Below are 22,254 nucleotides of genomic sequence, written 5' to 3'. Positions count from 1 at the left end.
GACGGTTTTTTTGCTCGATTTCTTCTTCAATTTTGATGATTTTTTCACGGATCACAACACTGTCATGGGCTTCCAATTCCTGCCTTTTTTCCTGCTGCGTTTCTAATTGGATGGCCAGATCCGTGATCATTTGTTCCAGTTTTTCAATTTCGTTCGTGGTTGAGCTAATCTCGCGGCCAATTTTTTCCTGGCGTTTTTGTTGCTCAGTCAATTCTTGATGGGCCTCATTATAATACCGGGCCTTGTCCACCACAATAAACTGATTATAGCGGTCAAAGGCATGGCGGATGCGGTCAGATGCACCCTTACACTCCTTTAATACCTCCAGTCGACTCTTAATGTTATCCATGTTTTCGATCGCCTCAGACATCGGCCGCAGATCGTCTTCAGACAAGGGCTGCAATGAGTTTTCCATGATCTCATAGATAACCGTCGGTTTAAAGTCCTTGGACAGCTTGGGACTGCGCAGCTGCACCAGCAATTTGACCAGCTCATCGTATTCCTCCAGATCATCAAAACCAAAGATCAGGTCATTGACCAGCTTCATGTAGTTTTTCTGACCCTCGACCACCTGTCCTCCCGTCCCGATCCGGTTTTCCAGCTCCCGCATGGTCAGCGGTATTTTTTCACCCATCTGTTTGTATAAAAAGAAATCCTCGCCAATCCGCCGGCCATCGGTGATGGCAAAGCCCCAGGAGTTCAGCGGTTTTCCCCGTTTAGCCTTAAAGCCCATGCCAATGGTGGCCAGGTTATCGGAGTGTTTCTTTTTGAATTCCATAAACAAATAGCCGATCGATTCTTCCTTGCTGTTTTCATCTTCGCCAAGAATATAGTTCTCGATTTTTCGGGCTTTAGAACCAAAGGGATCGAGCCGCTCGGGACTTTTATTGCCATCTAACAGCAGCGGAATAAAGCTCTGCATCGTTACCGATTTTCCCGAACCGTTTGAGCCGCGTAGGAGCAGCCGGCCATTAGAAAAATCAAAGGTCTCCTCATCATAATACCAGAAATTTACGAGTCCTGCCCGATTGATTACCCAGCGGTTGTCCTGCCTTTTTTTGTTTTGATTATTTTTTTCCATTATTTTTCACCATTTTTTTCCGCCACCTGATCTGGGTAACTTCCGGTCAGTTTACCGGCTAGCGGCAGGATCTCAATTTCACGTTGATCATCAACCTGAGCCAGCATCTTAAAGTCTTCCATATAAGAAAGCAGATGATCTGATAGGGTCGATGCCGTCATTTCCCGATACTCTTTGCTCCAATTACCCCCGGTTTCCTGCTTTAATTTTGTCACCAGCAAATCAAAGGCCACCCGCGACAGCCGGATTTCCCCGGAGCCATTCAGACGCAGTTTTTTTGTCTCAAGTCGGCGCCGAATCAGGGCACAAAACAGCAGGGTAATATCGCAGATCGCTTTGGTATTGGGAAAACCATCCTTAATATTTTTATCCGCCGGCACCAACAACAGTGCTCCGTTTTTGTGTACATGAAGGGGGTATTCCAGATATTTTAAAAAGTCAGCTTCAATCAGGCCGCGCTGCTTCTTGATATAATCATAATCGACATCATCAGCCCCTTGGGAATAAACCACTGGCTCCATTAGCAGCTTGCGGTAAACCCGCTGCCGCCGGATCACGCCGCGATCGGCATTGAGGTCACCCCATTCGGCGTTTTCTAAATCTCGGACGCTTGTAAAATCGTTAATATCGGCGGTAAAATGGCGCACCAGATAGCGGGACAAGCCGGTACTTTCGTATAAGACCTCGGCACCATCATCCTGGGCAAATTTCTGATCATCACCATCGTTAATTTGCATCAAACCAAGCTCCTGGGCAAAACGCAGCACCTTGATGAAATGCTTCCGGTGGCTAAACAGCGTCCAGTCGATTTTTTCCTTGCCAATCGGGTTACCAACAATGAATTCGGTAATTTCTGATAAGACAAATTGTTCATCCCGGGAACGGTCTTCTAAAAACATCAACAACTGACACAAGAGCACGTATTCGATCCTATCGGTAAAGGCCTGAATGCCCATAAAGGGCTCGGCTGAACCGGGAATTTTTTCCAGCTTGATCAGGTGCTGGTTGATCACCAGTCCATAACCCAGCTTGTCACTCAAGAAATTCTTAAACTGCGGGATGCTGTCCTTAACCTGATAAAATAAGTCCTTGTTGTCATCCTTAACTACCCAGTATTGGTCGAGCAGTATTTCAAGCTCTTTCATCCTGAACCTCCTCGTCCAAAAAGCGAATCACGTAGGCCGGCATTTCAAGATTGCCATCGTCGCAGCGCAACAGACAGCGACGGCGGCGATCCCCCGGGACCTCGACCTGAAAGATCCGGCCATCCTCGGTTTTTGCTTTTTTATCGCTACTGGCGATCCCCTTGCCAAGCCATTTCAGCAGGGTAGTCCGGACATGGCCCTCAATCACCGGCAGTTTTTCAAAATCTATGCAGCCATCAAGCAGATAACTGGCCATCGTTTTTTTCTCGATTTCGCGGATCATCTGGATCTTTTTTTTCATGGCGGCCTTTTTTTCGGCATGGCTGCGAATCGGATTCCGCTGGGCTTTTTCCTTAAAGCCCCGAACCCGTGGCTTTAACAGGGTGCTGGCCGGCATTTCTTCAAAGATCTGGCTGTTGATGCTCTCAGTTTCTCTAAACTGGTCAGACTTTAAGTGCTTCATCTGAAAAAGGCCAAAGGACAGGCTGGACAGCTGATGGGCTTCTTTGATGTCATTACAGGCGTCAAACAGCTCAGCCAGCTTCCGGTATTCTTCCTTGCGATTCATCGCACTGCTGCGGCTCTCTGAAATCTGGGCGGCATAACGGGTAATTTTGCGGATGATATCGTTGGTGATCTCTAGCAGCTTGGCGGCTTCGCTGGGGTTGCCATGTTCACCTAAAAACCAGGCATTGAGATTGTCCCAGCGGCCAATCATGTTGTCGCGGATGCCGGCGGCATCGATGTCGGCTTCAATTCGTGGGATCGACAGTTCATATGCAATCGCCTTGGTCAAAACCGCCTCGACCGCATTGGGCGGAAGGTGGGTCAGAATATGTTCAATGGCATTGGCATGGTTTTGTAGCCCTTTGACAAAGTCTCTCAGGTATTCAATAAAGCGATCCTTGAAAACCATAAAGGCCTTGGTTTTCATCATTTCCTCGGCTTTAATGGAATAGAGATCGCGGATATAGTCCTGATAATTCTGGTTGAGGCGTTTAAAATCATTGTTGACCCCACTCCACCAGCTGCCCGCTTCTTTTTCACTAAGTCTGGCCACCTGGGGCAGCTTTTTGAGTTCTTCGCGGAGCCGTTCCAACAGGGTCGGTTCCAGTGAAGCACTCTCAATTGAGAGATTCTCTAACCGGATCGTCAGCCGCTCAATTTCGACACTGTAGGGTGTCATCTGATAACGAAACTGTTTATTCTTGAATTCCTCAACCGTGGCGACCTTGGCGGTATCCTGATAGGCAGAAAGATTTTTCCAGGACAATAGCACATCGAGATCCTGCTTGCATTGCTCCAGAGTGTAGTTCACGAATTCGTCATACTCTTTCAGAGCTGCAAAAACCTCTTCCTTATAAAGCCAGTTCTTCATTTTCTCGGATTGGCTATAAAAAAAGCGTAAGATGCTCCGATAGCGCCAGGCATTTTCGGCCGTCAAATAACGCATCTCATCAATTTGTTTGGTTAGTTTTGCAGTGACTTCAAACTTCATTGTATTATTCCTGTTCCTTATTGACTTCATTATTCTTATACGGCACCCGGGCTGAAGGGACAAACTCCGCGGTCGCATCGGTGTGGATGGCCTGGTCGTCAAAATAGATATGGGCACCAAAGGCCTTAAGTACCTCCTGCTTGCTCATCCCGCCCAGGAAAAAAGCTTCATCAATCCGCACATCCCAGGCTCGCAGGGTCCTGATCACCCGCTCGTGAGCCGGAGCATTTCTGGCGGTGACCAGGGCGGTGCGAATCGGCGCCCGACTTTTATCAAAGGCCTGCTGAATCGCCGAGAGGGTTTTTAAAAACTTGGCAAAGGGACCTTCCGGAAGGGGATTCTTGGCATTTTTGATTTCATTGGCCTGAAAGGCTTCGATACCCTGACTTTTATAAATCTGTTCAGACTCATCCGAGAATAGCACCGCATCGCCATCAAAGGCGATCCGGATCTGGTCGATTTCGGTGGCCTCATCATAGGCCAGATGCTGGGTGTAAATAATCCCTGCCGCAACCCCGGCGTTAATGGCCTCCTGAACATCCTCCTCATTGGCCGAAAGAAAGAGATCGGTGTTAAAGGCCTCCAGATAGGGCGACAGCAGCGCGCCACTGACTAGCGCCGCCCGGGTGATATCCAAGTGGTAATGCTTGATTGAGTTAAAAATCCGCAAGCTGCTATCGGCATTATTTCGGGACATCACGATGATTTCGGTCTTGCGCTCGGCTGAACCGATTTGGTTAAGCTTTAGCAAGGCCTTGATTAAGGCAAAACCGGTTCCCGGTTTTAACAGATCATTCTCGTGTTCGATCTGATACCTGGTATAAGCATCGACGCCTTGTTCATTAAAGATCTGATTTTCTTCTTCCAGATCAAAAAGCGCCCGCGACGAAATGCCGACGACCAAACAATTTTCAAACTTATGCATATTATTCCTCTTATCTTCTATCTAATAGCTAATCGCAAATCGTGATTTTTTTATCTTAATCGATCTGGGGAAAGATCCAAACTTATCCACAATTGTGTTGATTTTATAGACAATTGTGGATAAGTTAGCCAGCTCTCATTTCTCTCTGCTAAAGAATCTTTCAAGATGGCAAAAGAACCTTTCTCAACGAGAAAGGTTCTTGCAATTAAATTTTCTATTCATATCATATCATCTGTTTGCTTGATAGTAAAGGGAATCCTGTCCGACTTTTAGTTAAGCAAAATGGTCTGTTTCTGTAAGCGTTATTTTAATAATCCGCAGGCTCGGCAGCTGCTTCTGAAGGTCCGCTTTGAGTGCTTTTAGCCTCACCAGTTCGGTTTCCGGATAAACACTGGCTTTATTGATGCCAACCAGGCTAAAGTCCTTGTTTTCAGCCATTTTCAGATAACCTTCATGTGATTTTAAGGCATAGAGAAGCATCTTAATTGATAACCTTTTCTTCCAGAATAGCTAAGGTTGCCAGTCCCTGAATGCCATCCCGATTCTGATACTTAACCCAGCTTTTCAATTTTTCCCAGGCCGCACCGTTATGAATCAGTTCTAGTGCCATTTCATAACCTTCGCGAATACTTGGCGATTTGTCTCTTAAATAAAGAATCAGACCGGCATTTAAGGCAACAATATCTTCGCGGGTTTTTGTTTCTAGCCCCTTTAAAAGCCGAACGATACACAAAGCAGACGCTTCGACCGAGTCAAATGTGCGGATTTCATCCACAATTCCCGGAGTTATCAACATATCCTGTGGATTAAATGAATAGTTTTCCACAGTACCATCTTCTTTCAGCTCGGCAAGATAGGTGGTTCCGATGGTTGACGCCTCATCAATCGATTGGTCGCCAACTTCGCCATAGACAACAATGGCTCGTTTATAACCAATCTCCGCCATGATCTGAGGCACAAAGGCCAACATTTCTTTCGAGTAAACCCCTCTAACCCCATACTGAGGCAGTGCCGGATTAGCCAACGAGGCCGAAATATTTAGCACACTGCCAAATGAAATCTGCGATAAAACCCGTCCCAGCGCCACCGGATGAACTTCCGGACTCATCCCGTTAAAGATCCCAATACCAGCTTGTTCAATACTTTCTTTAACCAATTCCACTTTGGAATCCATGTCGATCCCCAATGCTTCCAGTACATCGATGGTTCCGCATACCGAGGTCAAGGCCCGAGAACCATGTTTGGCCATCGGAATGCCGGCCGCGGCTGCGATAATCGATGCAGCAGTGCTGATATTAAAGGTTTTAAAACTATCCATCCCCGTGCCGCAGTTATCCACAATCGGAAACTCGGTGACCGGTTCTACCTTGAAGGTATCAACCTCGTAAATGGCTTCAAAGCTTCCAGCCACTTCCTCTGGTGTCGGCCCTTTAGCACTAAGTGCCGCTAAAAAAGCGCCCTGTTGCATGGCTGTTTGTTTATCACTTAAAATTTCCATAAACATTTGCTTGGAATTATCTTTAGATAGGTTTTCTTTATTGATTAGCTTCGTAATCACCTGCCCATAATCTTTGCTACTGATTGTTTTTTCCATTTTTTTCTCCTTGTTTTTTAACTATTTATTCATCACGACAATCGTTGAATAGCCATCACCATTTCTTAGATAATCCATTCCCGTCGCCAGATCTTCTAGCTCAACCCGACGCGAAATCAGCGGTTTTACATATACTTTTTTTGATTCCAGAAAGGCCTTGGCCTTGCGGCTATGTCCAACACTACAGCCATATGATCCAACCACTGAAATTTCCTTATAATGAATCTGGTTGATATCCGGGTAAGCATCCTGACCCTTGGTAATACCACTAAAATACCCCAAAGTTCCTCTTTTGCGTAAAATCTGCACGGCCAGATCCAAAGCCGCTGGTTCCGGGCAGCAGGGAATAACCACATCGACGCCCCGATTATTGGTGCAACGTTTGAGCTGGTTTAACAGGTCCGGCTCACGACCACTAAAAACAGCATCAAAGCCAAGCGCTTTGCCACGGTTGCGGCGACCCTCATTTTCTTCAATCAGGATCACCTTAGTGACCCGCTCTGCTTTGGCAAGGAATAAGTTTAGCAGACCAAGGCGCCCTCCGCCAATAATCACCAACACCGAATCGTAATTCATTTTTAGACGATCCTGAATATTAACACAGCAGGCCAGCGGTTCTATAAAGGTTATTTCTTCATAGGTTAAATATTTACTATTGATCAGATTGACGACCTTGGATCTTAGGGCTTTCTGATCAATTTTAATTATCTCCTGAAATCCGCCATCAAAATTAAAGCCCATAATTTTGATCTGATCGCAAAGATTATCCTGACCTTTTTTACAATATTGGCACTTACCGCAGGAAATTCCCGGATGAATGTGAACCCGCTGCCCCACCCTATGACGAGCAACCTGGCTACCTTTTGCAATAATTTCTCCGGCAATTTCATGTCCCAATACTCTGGGATAAACAAGATCCCGTTGCCCTACCGTCGCGCATTTTAAATCGGTTCGGCAAATATTGCAAGCTCTGACCCGTACCAACAGCTCGCTGGCACCGCAAACCGGCATTTCCAACTCTCTCAGAACTAATTCTCCCGGCTTTTCTAAAACAACTGCTTTCACTCTATCTCCACCCCATCACTTACTTATCTGACAAGCTTTTATAAAAGCTGTCTAACGTATCTTTTGACAAAAAAAAGCCACGCTAATAAAGCGCAGACTTTCCACATCTCTCAACATCTAATTCTCAGGCAGGTCTTCTGACTTATGATCATCACCTCTGTCGCCTTCCCATTTTTTAAACAGTGGCATCGTGACAGAAATTCCCAATTTACAGCGGCGGGCCCGTATAAGCTTTTCACTTATTTTCCTATTCTCCCCAAGGGGCACCTGAAAACGATTATTAAATTTTGATTTATTATATCATAAGTCCGATCCCGGATAAAACACATTTTAGGCAACATCTGCTAAAGATTTTCCAAGATAATTGGCTTTTATGGTTGTGATTCTTGGTTCGATACAACTGCTTCATCCATGCATATCTCCATCCCCGCTTCATTACTGGAGCTTTCAAAGATAATATCTCCCTGATTATTTGTCAAACGCACCCAAACTTTGGCGGTGATGCTCTCAATTATCTCGCGATCCATCAGGCCATCCAATGGCGCCCGAAGCCGACCGCCGCCGGCCATCTGAGCACTAAAAGCTAGCGACCCATTTGGCCCTTCTAACTCTCCGGCACAGGTTCCCTTTTCGGTATCAACCTCCCATTTTTCAACCCGCGAAAAATTATAGGTCGCAAAACGCCGGGTAATCGCTTTGAAGTCAGTAAAATAGGCAAAGAAACCGGGGAATTCAAATCCCAAAAAAGGAATATTGGCTCGGGAAAAGACAAAAGAAGCATTTCCATCTTCAAAATGGCTGGCCTGAAGCCAGAGGTAGGTTTTGGGAAACGAGCGACCGTAGTCTTTTTCGATATAACCGACGCCGCCATTAAAATCCAGAATCTCACCATCAAGCTCAATCACGCCCTTAATCTCATGGTATAAATGGATGATGGCATGGTAACACTCCATAAAGGGAATTATTCCAAATGGCCCCATAATCCCAGGATGCTTTGCTCCCCTGGGAAAAGGATGGATTTGCTCAAAGGTCAGCCGTCCTTTGATACTGCCCTCCCTTGTCTCGACATTTAAAGACAGACCCTCGGCATTAAAGCTATTATTCTCTATTTCGACATCAAACCGGTTTGATCTGGCTTTAAATTCTGAATAGGAGAAATGATGATACCATGTCTTACCATTTACAGCATTGATTACTTGGATAAATGCCTGTTTTTCGCCCTGGGGATCAATGGCCATTCCCGGAATAATAGCAATGGCATGTTTGCGATCCGCACTGATACATTTAAAATACCAGCCTTCAAAATAGCGTCGCCGCTTGTTTTTACCCTGAAAAAACGCTTGCTTGATCATCATTACGCTCCTTTCAAATACCTCAGTTTTTGCTATACCCCTAAGTACCTGGACTCACTGAAATTTAAAAAAAATTAACACCAGCGCGGCGGCCAGCAAGGAGCTGGCAAAATTAACAAAATCATTGTTGACAAAGGCTAGCCCGCTATACAAGCGGTTGGGTTTGTTATTATCGCTGGGTTTTTCGGTCAACTGTCCGGTTTCATGGCTGATATACTTGGCCTGGATGGCAGCGCCCAGCAAACTATCAATGATTGACCCCAACAGACCGCCAATGGTAATAACACCGATTTGCATCCATAAAAGCATCCCGCTATTTCCGGCGGCAAATTGAAAAAGGCCATAGGTCAATGCTACCACCGCCGAACCACCCAGCGAAGCCAGTAGACCCAGCCCACTAACCCCACCGGATAATCCCGGATTAACCGGTTTTAGAGTGATTAGCGAAACCGGCGGCTTACGGCTGAGAATGCCGATTTCCGAAGCCCAGGTATCGGCATTACAGGCCGCAAATGAAGCCGCCACCGCGACCAGATAGGCCGGATTCTGAGAGTAGGCAAAGGGCACCGCCATAATCAGTGCCGCTCCGCCATTGGCACCGACCTGAACAATATCCCGGGCGCCGGACTTGGCATGAATCCTGGTCTCAATGGGATCTTTAAGACTGGCTTTGAAACGCGACAAAAAGGTCGAACTTAAAAAGAATACCATCAATAAAATAAAAAATAAGGGGCCGCCCGCCAGATATAAGGCTACCGCTAAAAAAAAGGCTCCCCAAGCCGCTGAAGGTCTTAACGATTTTCGCCAGTATGCAAAAAAAGCCCCTCCCAAGGACAAGCAAATAAATATTACATGTTCCAGAGTCGATCCTGTTTGAGCTGCTAAACTATAGTCAATTAAATTTTCCATTCCGATCATCCTATCTCGACAACTTATTGACGAAATCCGGTCAATAACAGCTGTCCGTTTGCGGTCACAAAAAGCATCAGCTTTTCCCAGTTGGGCACGTAAATTCGCTGATCCAATAACCGATAATGGGCTTTCCGACAACGTTTTAAAATTTTACTGTAATAAAGCAGGGACAATAATACCGGCAGCCGCGCTGTTTTGTCAAATACCTTCAGGTTAGCTTTGATTCGATTATAACGACTTTCGGCTTCGGTGGCAAGACACTCCCAAAGCCTTATCAGTTCCGGTGTTGGCTCCGGTCCGGCCAGATCCTCGGGGTTGACCCCCAAAGCGATCATTAGATCCTCTGGCAGATAGATACGATTAAGGCGGTAGTCTGTCCCTACGTCTCTTAAAATATTCGTCAGCTGCATGGCAATTCCGAGTTCCACTGACAATTTTTCAGCTTCGCTGGTGACCGGTTTTGCCAACAGCGGACAAAGCATCAGGCCGACTGTTCCGGCGACCAGATAGCAGTAGTCCAACAAATTATTAAAGCTTTCTGGCTGCTTGAAATCAACATCCAACAGCTGACCGATCAGCATTTCCTGAAAGGGTCGAATTTTTAGGGGAAAAGTCTCAAAGACCCATCGCAGCGCCCGCCACATCGGTTCATCCGGGGTTTCCCCAGCCTCAAAAGCGGCCAGCTTATCGGCTAGCGCTTTGACCATCTCGGGGTTGTTGTCGACATCAATGGCATCGTCGGCTATCCGGCAAAAAGCATAAATGGCAAAAACTGCCTGCGCCTGTTCTTTGGGCAATTTTCGAAAGGCCCGGTAAAAACTGCTGGAATTATGCTGAATCAGAGTCTCGCACCAGTTTAAATCTTTTTGAATCGCTTCATCGATCATTTGAAATCCCTCACCACTTCCGCCACCGTAATCTTGGCCGAGGTTAGCACAATCGGCACACCCGCCCCGGGATGGGCACTGGAGCCGGCAAAATAGAGATTTTGATAATGCATCGCCTTGGGCTGAGGGCGCCAATAATTGCTTTGCATCAAGGTTGGCCGCAATCCAAAGGTAGCTCCAAAAAGGGCATTGAAATCATCCCTGAAATCAAGCGGGGTGTAGGTTTTTTCAAAAATGACATGTTGCTCAAAATCTGCCAACGGTAAGACCTGCCGGATCTTTTCATAGGCTTGTTTCCGGTAATTGGCCATGACGGCGGGATCTTCCCAGGCTAGCGGTCCATCTTTTAAATTGGGAACCGGCACCAACACGTACAGACCTAATTGTCCTGGCGGTGCCAAGCTTTCATCGAGCAACGCCGGAGCATAAACATAAAGGGACGGATCGGCTGGATAACGACCGGCAAAAATATCTTCCAGGTTACCCTTGAAATCTTTCGAAAAAACCAGGTTATGAACATTCAGGCCAGGAAAATCACGTTTATCCAGACCCAGATAGAGCATATAAGCCGAACAAGAATAGTCCAGATCCTCAACCTTGGCCGGCTGATATTTTTTGTGTTTGAAATCATCCGGCAAAAGCGCCTTCATCGCATAGGGAAAATCAGCCGAACAGACTACGCCATCCGCGCTTTTCTCTTTGCCATCGACGGTGACACTAAGCGCCACTTTGCCATCAAAATTAATGCGCTCGACCGGCGCATTAAGAAATAGTTTACCACCCATTTCGAGAAACAGTTTCTCCATCGCCATCGCCATCGCTCGCATCCCGCCCTTTAAAAACCAGACCCCATAGGTCAGTTCGATCATCGGAATAATGGTATAGATCGAGGGTCCATTAAAGGGCGAAATACCAATATAAAGGGTCTGAAAACTTAGTAGTTCCTTGAGCTTTTGATCCTTAACAAACTTGCCTACCGAATCAAAGGCGTTATCAAAGGTTCGCAACCCCAGCCCCGCCAGCAGGGTTTTGGGATTATAAAAGTCGCTGGTATTTCGGAAAGAACGATCAATAAAGTGTTCCTTGGCGACCAGATAGCGTTTATAAACATCGGCCAGATAGGCCAGATAACCCTGAGTTTCTGTTTCACCAACCGACTCCAGGGTCTTGATCAGGCTGCTTAGTTCTGAAGACGCCTCATGGGTGGTACCATCGCCAAAATAGACCTTATAGATGGGGTCAAGCCGCTCCATCTGAAGATAATCTTCGGGGTTTCGTCCACAAACACTAAAAACTTCTTTATAAACTTGGGGCATCATCAGGATTGTTGGTCCCAGATCAAAGGTAAAGCCGTTTCCGCTGATGACCCCCATCCGTCCGCCGACCTCAGCGTTTTTCTCATAAAGCTCGACCGCGAAGCCCTCCTTTAATAACCGTACTGCACTAGCCAGACCGCTGACCCCAGCCCCGATGACGATGATTTTCTTTCTGCTCATGCTTTTTATCCCTTCATTTCAAGTATGTTTGTTTTTATACCCAAACGATTCAAAAAAACCCCAGTTACCCGGGGTATTGAAAACGACAAATTAATAAATTGACTTGCTTTAGCTGGTAATGTTTCGAAAAATTTAATCGTTTTTTGTCTTATTTCATTTTCCCCAGCACTTCTTCGACATCCGGCAGGGTGCGAATTTCATATTTCTTCACCCAGATGACCATCCCTGTTTCATTGATCAGGATGTTGGCTCTTTTTGAAGCCCCATGTTCTTCACTAAAAATGCCATAGTCTCTAGCCACCTCGCCTAAGGGAACAAAGTCTGACAAAATTTTGATGTGTTTCACCGATAAAGCCCGAGCCCATACCGATTTACTGGGCTGGGGATCAACACTGAGACCCAATACCACGGTATTCTTTTCGGCAAAGCGCTCGACATTACGATCGAGAGCGCGCATCTGATCGGTGCACACCGATGTCCATGCCAGCGGATGCCAGGATAATAGTACCTTTTTTCCTTTAAACTGACTTAGGGTGACGATCTCGCCATTTTGATCAGGCAATCTAAAATCCGGAGCCATTGCCCCTAATTGAATCATTTCTGTCATAATTTGTTGCCTCCTTAAATTTTTTATAATCATTCGTTTTCCAGATTATTGGTCGATTTTGAAATTTCAAGTTCTACCGGCAGGCCTTCCTCTTCAATCATTTTAAGGAAGGTCTTAACAATTTCGGGATCAAATTGGGTGCCGGAACAGGCTTTTAATTCTTTGATGGCATAAGATAAGTCACTGGCTTTTTTATAGCTGCGGCTGTGGGTCATCACATCAAAGGAATCCACCACGGTGATGATTCGGCCAAGATAGGGAATATTCTGGGCTTTCAGCCGGTTGGGATAACCGCTTCCATCAAACTTCTCGTGATGAGCCAGGATATAGTCGGCAATATGCTCAAGTGCCGGGGTTGACTTGGCAATCCGGTAACCGATCTCTGGATGGGTTTTGATGATCTCCCATTCATCATTACTCAGCTTGGCCGGTTTATCGAGAATATATTCCGGTATTCCAATTTTGCCAATGTCATGGAGTAGGGATAAGAGTTCGAGCTCGTCGAGCTGATCTTTGCGCAGTTCCAGACGGCTTCCCAGCGCTTTACTCAATAGACTGATCCGCATCGTATGGGCTTCAGTCTCAGTGCTTTTTTCATGGAGCGTTCTGGCTAAGGTTCGGATCGTGGCATTCCGGGAACTACTGCTTTCCATCAGTTTGTTACGATACATTCGGTTTTCTGCGAGGTTTAGCACATCTTCGGGTCTTATTAGATCAGGACTACTTTCTGCATAACCCATAGCGACGCTAACATTTAAATGAAAAACACGAATTTTCTCAATTTCATCGCTGATATCTTTGATGATTTGGCAGACTTCCTCCTGGTTAAGCGCTTTGAGCAAGATCACAAATTCATCGCCTGGCCACCTTGAAATGATATCCGTTGGACGACAAACCCGCCTGAGCACATTGCTGACAGCAATCAGAATTTGATCCCCTTCCTGATGGCCAAAGGCATCATTGGTCAGCTTCAAACCATTGACATCACACATAATAATAAAATAATGCACCCCTTGTTGTTGACTAAGCACTTTAAACTGGCTTTTCATGTAATCGCGGTTTTTTAGCTGTGTCAAGGGATCAGAATAACTCAAAAACAAGATTTCCTGCTCGTCGATTTTGCTTTTAGCGATATTCGATTTGATATTCTGATTGGCCTGATCAATTTCCTTGAGCATCTGGTTGATCGAAACCGCCAAGGTTTTGAGTTCATCCTGCCCATCGATTTCAATCGATAGCCTTGTATCCCGCTTTAATCCCACCTCTTTGGTAAAGGCGATCAGCTTTTCAATTCTCTCAAAAAAATAACGATTGACTAAAAAATAATCAATACTGAGGAGTAACAAAAGTATCCCCACAAAACTGGCCATAAACAGATTAAACTGATGCTTTATAAAGCTATAGTTTTCTTCAATTCGGGAAATTGTCATCACTATGGTTTTTTCGTCATTGCCATCGCCTTGCAGTCGGCTGGCAGTGAGATAGGGTTTTCCCGCAAAGTCTCTCTTGAAAATCTGGTTTTCCTGAACATTCACGACCTCCCCAGCTTCTCGCAATTCGACATTAGCACCGGTTAGCGCCTCGATATAAGCGGTCATTTCGTCATCTACGGTTTTTACCATCACCATACTGCCATTGCTTGTTGCCGTAAGGCTGGAATTATTAACCCGTCCGGAGGCAAATAAATACGGCTGTCCGTTTAAAATCATCAGATTTGTTTTGGTATCCTCATCATCTGTCAGCAGCCCGGTATAAAAGTTGTTTTGTCTGATTTTTTCCATCAGCGCAGCCGTTTGTTCATTTGTCAGGCCAAAATCCCCATATCCGACCACCTCACCGGTTTGATTGATAAAAATCATCATATTTAAACTCAGGTTTTCGAGCGATTCCTCATTAAGGTTGGCGGTTACATAAGCAGGGTTGCGGTCATTGATAAAATTATAGGTATCGTCCCAGTAGGCCCAATCCTTCAGAATGCTGTTCAGGTTTTCTTTTTCATTCTCGATGATCATTTCAACCATTTCAAAATCTTTGTCGATCTGATTTTTCTGGGCTTCATCAACATAGCCATAGAATACCCCGTAAAAAATCCCATAGGTAAGCCCTAAAAGCACGGCCGCACTGCACAGGGCAATTATCATTGTTTTATATTTGAGTTTCATTTAACACCATCTCTGTCTGTTTTGTCATAAGCAGTTTTAGGCCAGCTCAATCGTTTTCATTTTTTTAATCAATGCTCATTTTCTAAAATAATAAGCCGCAACTAATTTGTCCTAATCTTTTTGTTGGTGAAAACGTATGACCCTATCATAACAATAATTACGCAAAAATGACAGTCCCTATTTTTATAATTTTGTTCATCTCCGTCAAAATTATTGGCGCATGATTGTCCTAGTCAGGGGATTGTCAGCCGGAAACTCAAACAATCGGCTGAGGCTCTGAGAAAGGATCGACAAAACTTAATTTATCACTTATCTTTTCGTTCAATCTGTCGATATTAAATTTAACGGATTACGTCATTTTGCGACGTGATCATTTCGTAAAACATGGAGGTGGATTTATGAAAATCGAAAGTTCAACCGTCGCAATGGCAAGCCACAGCAGTTATAAGGAAGCAACCAAAACTGTAGAATCTCTACGCGTTTGGGGTCCCCAGGGTAATGCTACCACCACATCCAGTACCCCGACAAAGGGCACCGATACCCTTGAAATATCAGAAAAAGCTAAGGGTCTTCAGTTAAACACCCCAATCCCCGTGTCAACACTGACCTCAGAAGATGAGACCGCTTCGCTCACCAGCAAAGAAGAACAGCAGCTTACCCTGTTAAAGCGGATGATTGAAGCCCTAACCGGAAAAAAAGTAAAATTCGTCAAACCGCAAAAGGCAACGCTGGAAGATCCCAAAATGGGACAGGCCATCCAGGGCGCCTATGCCAGCCGAAGTTCGCTACTATCGGCTGCGGCCGGATGGGCGCAGGGCTTAGCTGGCACGCAACCCCGCGGCAATGCCGGCACTTCTTCCGGTGGCGGCTTTGAATACAGTCAGAGCATCACCCATTATGAATCCCAAAGCACTTCATTTCAGGCTCAGGCGCTGGTGAAAACGGCCGATGGTCGGGAAATCAATATCAATTTGCAGCTTTCCCTCAGCCGCGAATTCATGTTCCAATCCAATCTGACAATTCAGTCAGGCGATCAGCCTGTTCAAATTGACCCGCTGGTTATCAATTTCGGTACCGACACCGCTTCACTGACTGAGCAGAAATATGCCTTTGATATTGACGCTAACGGCACCCTTGATCAAGTATCCTTTGTTGGCCCAGGCAGCGGCTTCCTGGCCTTAGATTTGAATGGCGATGGGAAAATCAACGACGGCAGTGAACTGTTTGGCCCCCAAAGCGGCAATGGTTTTGATGATTTGGCCAAATATGATTCCGATGGCAATAATTGGATCGACGAGAATGATCCCATTTATGATAAACTGCAGATCTGGTCCAAGGATGCCGCTGGCAATGATGTGTTAATGGCGCTCGGCCAAAAAGGCGTCGGTGCCATTTATCTGGGCAACGTCAGCACCAGCTTTGCGCTAAAAGGTGCCAATAATCAAACCAATGGCCAACTCCAGCGCACCGGCATCTATCTCAACGAAAACGGTTCCGCCGGAACGATCCAGCACATTGATCTGAGTATCTAGTTCATAAAACAAATCACATGAATGCCCTCTACCATTCCAAAACTAAGGGTAAAAATCAGGTTACCCTGCTTTAAAAATGAGTTCTAAAAAAGGATGGCTTGCTGTTTGGCAAGCCATCCTTTTTATTTGTCTAGGCATCGATCGTCTTATAGATTTGGGTAAATACCTGCTGTCTAAAATTTTCGAAAGCTTCTTTTGTCAATGGCTGAGGAAAGCTCATTATTCTAAGGGCAATCTTTTTACTGCCATCGCCCCGCATCACCGGCTGATGATAGCCATATTCAGACAGGTGAAAACCCAGCCGCTGATAAAAACCAATCCGCCTTTGGTTAATTTCGTTTTTTTCGTCTTCCACCTCAATCATCACTGGCTTAGAAGCCTCGGATAAATAAGCCGACATCATCGCCGAACCAATTCCACCGCTCCGCAAGCTCGAATCCACCGCAAAATGTTCCAAAAAAATAACAGCTCCCAGATTCCACTCGGCAATGAATCCAAGGATTTGATCGGTTTCGTTTTTTGAAACCAAAATACGGTAATTGGGATCCCGCAGCTGAGCTCTGGCATTTTCTCGGCTTCTAACTTCTTCGATGGGAAAAGAGCGCTCCATCAGCTGATATATTTTTTCAAAGTCCTTTTCATCCAATTGTAATAGTTTGATTGTCATCACATCACTTTCCTGATTTTTTATTTTCCATCCCGTAATTTTCGAGCCCGATGCTTACCAGCTTTTTAAGAAAACCAGGGTATCCACATAGCTGTTATCTTTTAGTCGATAGCCATCTTTAATGGTGCCAATGATCTTAAAACCCAGTTTCAGATACAGGGTAATAGCTGGATAATTGGTTGATACTACCGCATTAAACTGCAGACCTTTAAAGCCATTTTCCTTACTGCGCGTGAGGCAGTCTTGCACCAGCAGACGGCCAATCCCCTTGCCCCGATATGCTTCTTTGACTGCAAAAGAGGCATTGGCAATATGTCCACAGCGACCGATATTGTTGGGGTGCAGAATATAAAGTCCAACCACCTCTTCGCCGCAGCAGGCGCAAATCGTCTCAGTCTGGTCGGCAAACATCGCTGCTGCTTGATCTGCACAAAGGAGCTGATCACCAGGAAAGCTATTAGCTTCAGCGACAATAAAATTCCAGATTTCTGTCGCCTGTTTTAAATCTGCTTGATTTATTGTTCTCATTTCGATATCCATTGAGACCTCCTGAATCCTATCCTTTAGGCGATTAATTCTCTCAAATACTGACATTAATTATTCAATATAACACAGATTCCCCTTTTTTTTCAAGCAAAATCACAGCTATAGTGTTTTTCTCTAACTGATATGCTAGCAATTCTTGTTATTTATAATTATTTTTGATTTATTCTAAAATCTTCGCTATAATGTAAATCAACAAGACCAGTAAAATTAACACCAATCTTTGTCATCTACAGTGACCATCGATGACTGACTGTTGCCACTGAGCCCGACCACCAATTCTCTTTCCGCATAAAATTGCCAATCCCTCGTCGTTTTACCGCATTCTTTCCAGAAAGGATTAACTAAGATGGAACCTGATCTGAACAAACTTAAAAACAATTGGACGAACTTTGTTGACGATAACATTCTGGATGAAAATACCCGGCCAATTATCCAGCGTTCCTGGAAACACTGCCAGAAAATAAAAATTGATATCAACAGTGGTAAGGGCGAAAGCATCGATGCCCAGCAATTGCAGCAGGTGTTGGCCGAAAACCAGGAACTGATCAAAATCGCCCAGCCGATTATGCAAAATCTCTATGAGATCGTTTTGTCATCGCACTTTGTTCTGGTTCTCACCGATAAAAACGGGGTGCTTCTGGACACCATCGGCGATGAGGTGGTCAGTATGCGGGCGTCCGAGCTGCGTTTTTTAAAAGGAACCGTCTGGACCACCGAAGCCGTGGGCTCCAACGCCATCGGCATCGCACTGGATGAAGATACTGCAGTTCATGTGGTCGGTGCTGAGCATTACTGCGTCCCCCATCATTCTTGGACCTGTTCGGCCACCACCATCCACAATGTCAAGGGGGATATTATCGGTGTGCTCAACATGTCCGGGGAAAGTCACAAGCTGCACTCCCATACCCTGGGGATTGTCGTGGCGGCAGCCTACAGTATTGAAAACGAACTGGCACTATCCCATACCTATCGATCGATGTCGGCCTCTTTGGATAGCACCGAAGATGGTATTTTAGTCACCGATGAAAACTTTAATCTCCAATGGATGAATGTCGGTGCTCAAAAAATCCTCCAACTTAACATGGATGAATTTAATGAACTCGGTTTTAAGAAAATCTTTAAGAAAATGGATCTTGCTAGTGAAATCTGGGATTTCGAAGAGACGACCCGTTATTATACCGATGTCACCGCTCATACCGGCAGTCGAAAAATTCAATGCAGCGCCAATGTTTCCCGAATTCTGGAAAACGATAAAACTCAAGGCTACTCGATCGGCATCCGCGAAATCAAACACCTCCATAGCGCTGTCAACCGGGTCAGCGGCAACGTGGCGACCTATACCTTTGATGACATCATCACCCAGAACCCGCAGATGCGGATGATTATCAAAACCGCCGAAAAGATGGCTCGCTTCAAAAAGTGTATCCTCATCGAAGGCGAAAGCGGTACCGGGAAAGAGATGTTTGCCCATGCCATTCACCGCGCCAGTTCCTTTTCCCAGGGACCCTTTATTGTCGTCAATTGTGCCTGTCTGCCCCGCGACCTGGTCGAAAGCGAACTGTTTGGCTATTGCAAAGGCGCTTTTACCGGAGCCCTTAGCGAAGGCAAGCCGGGAAAGTTTGAATTGGCCGAAGGCGGCACGATTTTTCTGGACGAAATTGGCGAAATGCCGCTAGAGGTTCAGGCTAAACTGCTCCGGGTGGTGGAAACCTGTACCGTTTCACGAATCGGCAGTCAAAGCGAACGCAAATTAAATATCCGGATCCTCGCTGCAACCAACCGGAACCTGGAGCAGGAGGTTAAAAACAAGAGCTTCCGGGAAGATCTCTATTTCCGTCTCAATGTGATTTATCTTCACATTCCGCCGCTGCGGGTTCGCGGCGATGATATTGTCTGGGCTGCTTCCCACTTCCTGGATCGCCTCAACCGAGAATATCCTGAACATACCAAAACCTTGTCAAAAGAATTCCTGGCAGGACTTAAGCTTCACCCCTGGCCAGGCAATGTCAGAGAACTTCAGAATCACATTGAGCGAACCTTTTACCTGTGTCCGGAGCCGATCATCTCAAGCGATTATCTGCCCACACCGCCACCAAAGTATGGTCAAGAAAGCAAGGCCTTGCCACCGATAATCAGCGCCACCATGGACGACCTGGTTAAAGCAAACCTCGAAAAAATCTTAACCGAAACCCAGGGTTGTGTCGAAGCCTCAGCCGAAATGATGGGTCTCAGCCGCGCCTCACTTTACCGAAAAATTAAAAAATACCATATTAATATCAAAGATTATCGCTACTCGTCTCAAATGTGAGAATATTCACATTTTTGAGACAAGCAATTCGCAAATATGAGATACGCCTAAGAAATCCGGCGTATCTTTTTTTTGTGCAAAAAATCCCTCGCCCAGATCAAACCCCATGCTTAAGCCATTTTAAAAAAATATCCAACTGATTCTTAAAGTTGGCACGGTTCTTGTTATTAGTTACGTTATCCAAAATCTTAGACTACAAGACAAAACTAAAGTAAGTACCGACAATTGTCACAACAGATTAACAATTGGTCGGTACGGGTATTGCCGAAACCTGTTTGATCAGATAAGTCATCTAAAATTTTTGGATAATACAAAAAAGGAGAATACTGAATTTATGAAACTTGATAAAGCGATTATCAAAGACATGTACATCCGCATGAAACGGATCAGGGAATTTGAAACAAAGGCCATGAACCTTTTTGCCGAAGGTGCCATCCCCGGTTTTGTGCACCTCTATTTAGGTGAAGAAGCTGTTGCCACTGGCGTCTGCCAGGCGCTTAACGATGCGGACTACATCACCAGTACCCACCGCGGCCACGGCCACATCATTGCTAAAGGTGGCGATCTGAAATACATGATGGCCGAACTATACGGAAAAGAAACCGGTTACTGCAAGGGTAAAGGCGGTTCCATGCATATTGCCGATGCCACCAAGGGCATCCTAGGCGCCAACGGGATTGTTGGTGCTGGTCATAATTTAGCTGTTGGAGCCGGTTTTAGTGCGCAATACCGGGGGACAGACCAGGTCTGCGTCTGCTTTTTTGGCGATGCCTCAACCAATCAGGGAACCTTCCATGAATCGATGAATCTGGCCAGCATCTGGAAACTGCCGGTTGTTTTTGTTTGCGAAAACAATGGCTACGGGATCTCCATGAGTCAATCCCGTCATCAGGCCATTAAAGATATTGCTGATCGTGGTAGCGCTTATGGCATCCCCGGCATCTCAGTCGATGGAAACGACGTGATTGCCGTTCACGAAGCTGCCGTAGAAGCCGTTAAACGGGCCCGAACAGGCCAGGGACCGACCCTCATCGAGTGTAAAACTTACCGTCAACGAGGCCATTTCGAAGGCGATGCCGGTAAATACAAACCCACCGAAGAGCAGGAAATGTGGATGAAAAAAGATCCCATGCCACGGATTGAGAAACACATGATCGACAGCGAAATTGTAACGGCTGAAGAACTAAAAGCACTCCAGGACTCCGTGGTTAAAGAAATTGCTGAAGCGATTGAGTTTGCCAATGCCAGTGCCTATCCGGAATTATCCAGTGCGGTAAAAGATATTTACTTTGATATTGTTGAGGAGGTTCGACAGAGATGAAACAAATGACCTATGGAGAAGCCATTCGTGAAGGAATGCGCATTAGAATGCAAGAAGACGAAAATGTTTGTATTTTCGGAGAAGATGTCGGGGCTTTTGGTGGCTGTTTTGGTGTCACTGCCGGTCTTTTCGAAGAATTTGGTGATAAGCGCGTCCGCGATACCCCGATTTCCGAAGGCGTTATCATCGGCTGTGCCGTCGGTTCGGCCGCCACTGGCTTACGCCCGATTGCTGAGCTGATGTTTATTGACTTCTTAACCGTTGGGATGGATCAATTAGTCAATCAGGCAGCCAAAATGCGATATATGTTCGGCGGAAACATTTCTGTTCCGATGGTTGTCCGTTTACCCGGTGGCGGTGGCGTCAGTGCCGCAGCCCAGCATTCCCAATCATTAGAAGCCTGGTTAACACATGTGCCCGGATTAAAGGTCGTTTATCCATCAACACCACAAGACGCCCTGGGTCTGATGCTCAGTGCCATCGATGATGAAGATCCGGTAATGTTTGTCGAACATAAGGCCATGTACGGCATGAAAGGCGATGTCGATGATGTAGTTGTTCCGATTAAATTAGGTGTCGGCGACATCAAACGGGAAGGAACCGATATCACCGTGGTTGCCACCGGCAAAATGGTTCACGAAGCACTTAAAGCGGCGGCTAAGCTTGAGAAGGAAGGGATTTCTGTGGAAATCATCGATCCCCGAACCTTGTATCCGCTGGATAAAAAGATGATTTTTGACTCGATTGAAAAAACAACCCGGGTGGTCATTGCTACCGAAGAAGTCAAACGCGGCAGTTTTGCCGGTGAGCTGGCAGCGATAATTTCCGAATCCTGTTTCTTTAATCTGGACGCCCCGATCAAACGGGTCAACGCCCTGGATACCCCGATTCCATTTGCGCCCAATCTGGAAAACTTTGTCCTGCCCAACGACGTGGACATCTACAACGCCATCAAGGAAGTCATGGCTTAATTCTTGATCAATTTGATCTATTCATTAAACAATAGTGATATAGCAGTACCGACAATTGTTACATCATGTTGTATGCATCAAGGCGGACACGGCGTAGCCTGTCCGAGCTTGCGCGAAGGCACGATCGACATGCTTGCCTCGGCCTGGATTCCGTTCAGCCACGGGATCTACAAGCAAACGGTCGA

Annotated in this window: 18 protein-coding genes, 1 pseudogene and 1 riboswitch; of the genes and pseudogenes, 4 read left to right on the top strand and 15 right to left on the bottom strand. The window is 45.8% G+C overall.

Going from position 1 to position 22,254, the window contains the following annotated elements; genetic code table 11:
* The 13 genes and pseudogenes from QZ998_RS13250 to QZ998_RS13190 form a co-directional block, all read right to left on the bottom strand.
* A pseudogene (locus tag QZ998_RS13250) lies at positions 1-1,081 on the bottom strand (TIGR02680 family protein); the annotation flags it as partial.
* Positions 1,081-2,226, bottom strand: a complete 1,146-nt coding sequence (locus QZ998_RS13245) for a TIGR02678 family protein (protein WP_296561307.1) — start codon at positions 2,224-2,226, stop codon at positions 1,081-1,083. The gene QZ998_RS13245 and the pseudogene QZ998_RS13250, both read right to left, overlap by 1 nt.
* Positions 2,213-3,724 (bottom strand): TIGR02677 family protein, encoded by a 1,512-nt coding sequence (locus QZ998_RS13240; protein ID WP_296561306.1) that lies wholly within the window; start codon positions 3,722-3,724, stop codon positions 2,213-2,215. Before QZ998_RS13240 ends, QZ998_RS13245 begins: the two co-directional genes overlap by 14 nt.
* Positions 3,725-3,728: 4 nt before the next feature.
* Entirely contained in the window at positions 3,729-4,649 is a 921-nt protein-coding gene (locus QZ998_RS13235; protein WP_296561305.1) for a 5'-nucleotidase, read from the bottom strand.
* Positions 4,650-4,922: 273 nt separating this feature from the next.
* Complete coding sequence (locus tag QZ998_RS13230; protein ID WP_296561303.1) at positions 4,923-5,087, bottom strand: hypothetical protein; 165 nt, start codon at positions 5,085-5,087, stop codon at positions 4,923-4,925.
* 43 nt (positions 5,088-5,130) lie between these two features.
* Positions 5,131-6,243 carry an anthranilate phosphoribosyltransferase gene (gene trpD / locus QZ998_RS13225; RefSeq protein ID WP_296561302.1) on the bottom strand — a complete coding sequence of 371 codons (1,113 nt, stop codon included), beginning with the start codon at positions 6,241-6,243 and terminating at the stop codon, positions 5,131-5,133.
* A gap of 21 nt (positions 6,244-6,264) precedes the next feature.
* Complete coding sequence (locus QZ998_RS13220; protein ID WP_296561301.1) at positions 6,265-7,308, bottom strand: alcohol dehydrogenase catalytic domain-containing protein; 1,044 nt, start codon at positions 7,306-7,308, stop codon at positions 6,265-6,267.
* Between the two features lie 109 nt (positions 7,309-7,417).
* A riboswitch (cobalamin riboswitch) is annotated at positions 7,418-7,594 on the bottom strand.
* An 85-nt stretch (positions 7,595-7,679) separates the two neighbouring features.
* Positions 7,680-8,660 (bottom strand): tocopherol cyclase family protein, encoded by a 981-nt coding sequence (locus tag QZ998_RS13215; protein WP_296561300.1) that lies wholly within the window; start codon positions 8,658-8,660, stop codon positions 7,680-7,682.
* A 54-nt stretch (positions 8,661-8,714) separates the two neighbouring features.
* Positions 8,715-9,569 (bottom strand): DUF92 domain-containing protein, encoded by an 855-nt coding sequence (locus QZ998_RS13210; RefSeq protein ID WP_296561299.1) that lies wholly within the window; start codon positions 9,567-9,569, stop codon positions 8,715-8,717.
* 23 nt (positions 9,570-9,592) lie between these two features.
* The gene (locus tag QZ998_RS13205) at positions 9,593-10,459 is read right to left on the bottom strand and encodes a phytoene/squalene synthase family protein (protein ID WP_296561298.1); all 867 of its coding nucleotides are present in this window, start codon (positions 10,457-10,459) and stop codon (positions 9,593-9,595) included.
* Complete coding sequence (gene crtI / locus QZ998_RS13200) at positions 10,456-11,955, bottom strand: phytoene desaturase family protein (protein ID WP_296561297.1); 1,500 nt, start codon at positions 11,953-11,955, stop codon at positions 10,456-10,458. The genes QZ998_RS13205 and crtI overlap by 4 nt, the downstream gene beginning before the upstream one ends.
* Positions 11,956-12,103: 148 nt before the next feature.
* The gene (locus tag QZ998_RS13195; protein ID WP_296561296.1) at positions 12,104-12,562 is read right to left on the bottom strand and encodes a redoxin domain-containing protein; all 459 of its coding nucleotides are present in this window, start codon (positions 12,560-12,562) and stop codon (positions 12,104-12,106) included.
* 29 nt (positions 12,563-12,591) lie between these two features.
* Positions 12,592-14,724: an HD domain-containing phosphohydrolase gene (locus QZ998_RS13190; RefSeq protein WP_296561295.1), complete on the bottom strand. Its 2,133-nt coding sequence runs from the start codon at positions 14,722-14,724 to the stop codon at positions 12,592-12,594.
* 398 nt (positions 14,725-15,122) lie between these two features.
* Between QZ998_RS13190 and QZ998_RS13185 the strand changes: the two genes are divergently transcribed.
* On the top strand, positions 15,123-16,256 hold the full coding sequence (locus tag QZ998_RS13185; RefSeq protein ID WP_296561294.1) for a hypothetical protein: 1,134 nt from the start codon (positions 15,123-15,125) through the stop codon (positions 16,254-16,256).
* A gap of 130 nt (positions 16,257-16,386) precedes the next feature.
* Here the strand turns inward: QZ998_RS13185 and QZ998_RS13180 are convergent, their stop codons facing one another.
* Positions 16,387-16,923, bottom strand: a complete 537-nt coding sequence (locus QZ998_RS13180) for a GNAT family N-acetyltransferase (RefSeq protein ID WP_296561293.1) — start codon at positions 16,921-16,923, stop codon at positions 16,387-16,389.
* A 54-nt stretch (positions 16,924-16,977) separates the two neighbouring features.
* On the bottom strand, positions 16,978-17,463 hold the full coding sequence (locus QZ998_RS13175; protein WP_296561292.1) for a GNAT family N-acetyltransferase: 486 nt from the start codon (positions 17,461-17,463) through the stop codon (positions 16,978-16,980).
* A 352-nt stretch (positions 17,464-17,815) separates the two neighbouring features.
* On the opposite strand from QZ998_RS13175, the gene QZ998_RS13170 reads away from it, so the two are divergent.
* The 3 genes from QZ998_RS13170 to QZ998_RS13160 all read left to right on the top strand — a co-directional run bounded on the left by QZ998_RS13170 (position 17,816) and on the right by QZ998_RS13160 (position 22,069).
* Entirely contained in the window at positions 17,816-19,777 is a 1,962-nt protein-coding gene (locus QZ998_RS13170) for a sigma-54-dependent Fis family transcriptional regulator (protein WP_296561291.1), read from the top strand.
* A gap of 334 nt (positions 19,778-20,111) precedes the next feature.
* A complete protein-coding gene (locus QZ998_RS13165; protein ID WP_296561290.1) occupies positions 20,112-21,098 on the top strand; it encodes a thiamine pyrophosphate-dependent dehydrogenase E1 component subunit alpha in 987 nt (328 codons plus the stop codon).
* Positions 21,095-22,069: an alpha-ketoacid dehydrogenase subunit beta gene (locus tag QZ998_RS13160; RefSeq protein WP_296561289.1), complete on the top strand. Its 975-nt coding sequence runs from the start codon at positions 21,095-21,097 to the stop codon at positions 22,067-22,069. Before QZ998_RS13165 ends, QZ998_RS13160 begins: the two co-directional genes overlap by 4 nt.
* Positions 22,070-22,254: the final 185 nt, after the last annotated feature.

The organism is uncultured Acetobacterium sp., assembly GCF_927416815.1.
Taxonomy (GTDB): Bacteria; Bacillota; Clostridia; order Eubacteriales; family Eubacteriaceae; genus Acetobacterium.
This window is presented reverse-complemented; position numbering and strand designations above follow the sequence as displayed.

Coding starts and splice junctions, on each gene's coding strand:
- QZ998_RS13245 (WP_296561307.1), bottom strand. CDS start 2,226: ATGAAAGAGCTTGAAATACTGCTCGACCAATACTGGGTAGTTAAGGAT.
- QZ998_RS13240 (WP_296561306.1), bottom strand. CDS start 3,724: ATGAAGTTTGAAGTCACTGCAAAACTAACCAAACAAATTGATGAGATG.
- QZ998_RS13235 (WP_296561305.1), bottom strand. CDS start 4,649: ATGCATAAGTTTGAAAATTGTTTGGTCGTCGGCATTTCGTCGCGGGCG.
- QZ998_RS13230 (WP_296561303.1), bottom strand. CDS start 5,087: ATGGCTGAAAACAAGGACTTTAGCCTGGTTGGCATCAATAAAGCCAGT.
- trpD (WP_296561302.1), bottom strand. CDS start 6,243: ATGGAAAAAACAATCAGTAGCAAAGATTATGGGCAGGTGATTACGAAG.
- QZ998_RS13215 (WP_296561300.1), bottom strand. CDS start 8,660: ATGATCAAGCAAGCGTTTTTTCAGGGTAAAAACAAGCGGCGACGCTAT.
- QZ998_RS13210 (WP_296561299.1), bottom strand. CDS start 9,569: ATGGAAAATTTAATTGACTATAGTTTAGCAGCTCAAACAGGATCGACT.
- QZ998_RS13205 (WP_296561298.1), bottom strand. CDS start 10,459: ATGATCGATGAAGCGATTCAAAAAGATTTAAACTGGTGCGAGACTCTG.
- crtI (WP_296561297.1), bottom strand. CDS start 11,955: ATGAGCAGAAAGAAAATCATCGTCATCGGGGCTGGGGTCAGCGGTCTG.
- QZ998_RS13195 (WP_296561296.1), bottom strand. CDS start 12,562: ATGACAGAAATGATTCAATTAGGGGCAATGGCTCCGGATTTTAGATTG.
- QZ998_RS13190 (WP_296561295.1), bottom strand. CDS start 14,724: ATGAAACTCAAATATAAAACAATGATAATTGCCCTGTGCAGTGCGGCC.
- QZ998_RS13185 (WP_296561294.1), top strand. CDS start 15,123: ATGAAAATCGAAAGTTCAACCGTCGCAATGGCAAGCCACAGCAGTTAT.
- QZ998_RS13180 (WP_296561293.1), bottom strand. CDS start 16,923: ATGACAATCAAACTATTACAATTGGATGAAAAGGACTTTGAAAAAATA.
- QZ998_RS13175 (WP_296561292.1), bottom strand. CDS start 17,463: ATGGATATCGAAATGAGAACAATAAATCAAGCAGATTTAAAACAGGCG.
- QZ998_RS13170 (WP_296561291.1), top strand. CDS start 17,816: ATGGAACCTGATCTGAACAAACTTAAAAACAATTGGACGAACTTTGTT.
- QZ998_RS13165 (WP_296561290.1), top strand. CDS start 20,112: ATGAAACTTGATAAAGCGATTATCAAAGACATGTACATCCGCATGAAA.
- QZ998_RS13160 (WP_296561289.1), top strand. CDS start 21,095: ATGAAACAAATGACCTATGGAGAAGCCATTCGTGAAGGAATGCGCATT.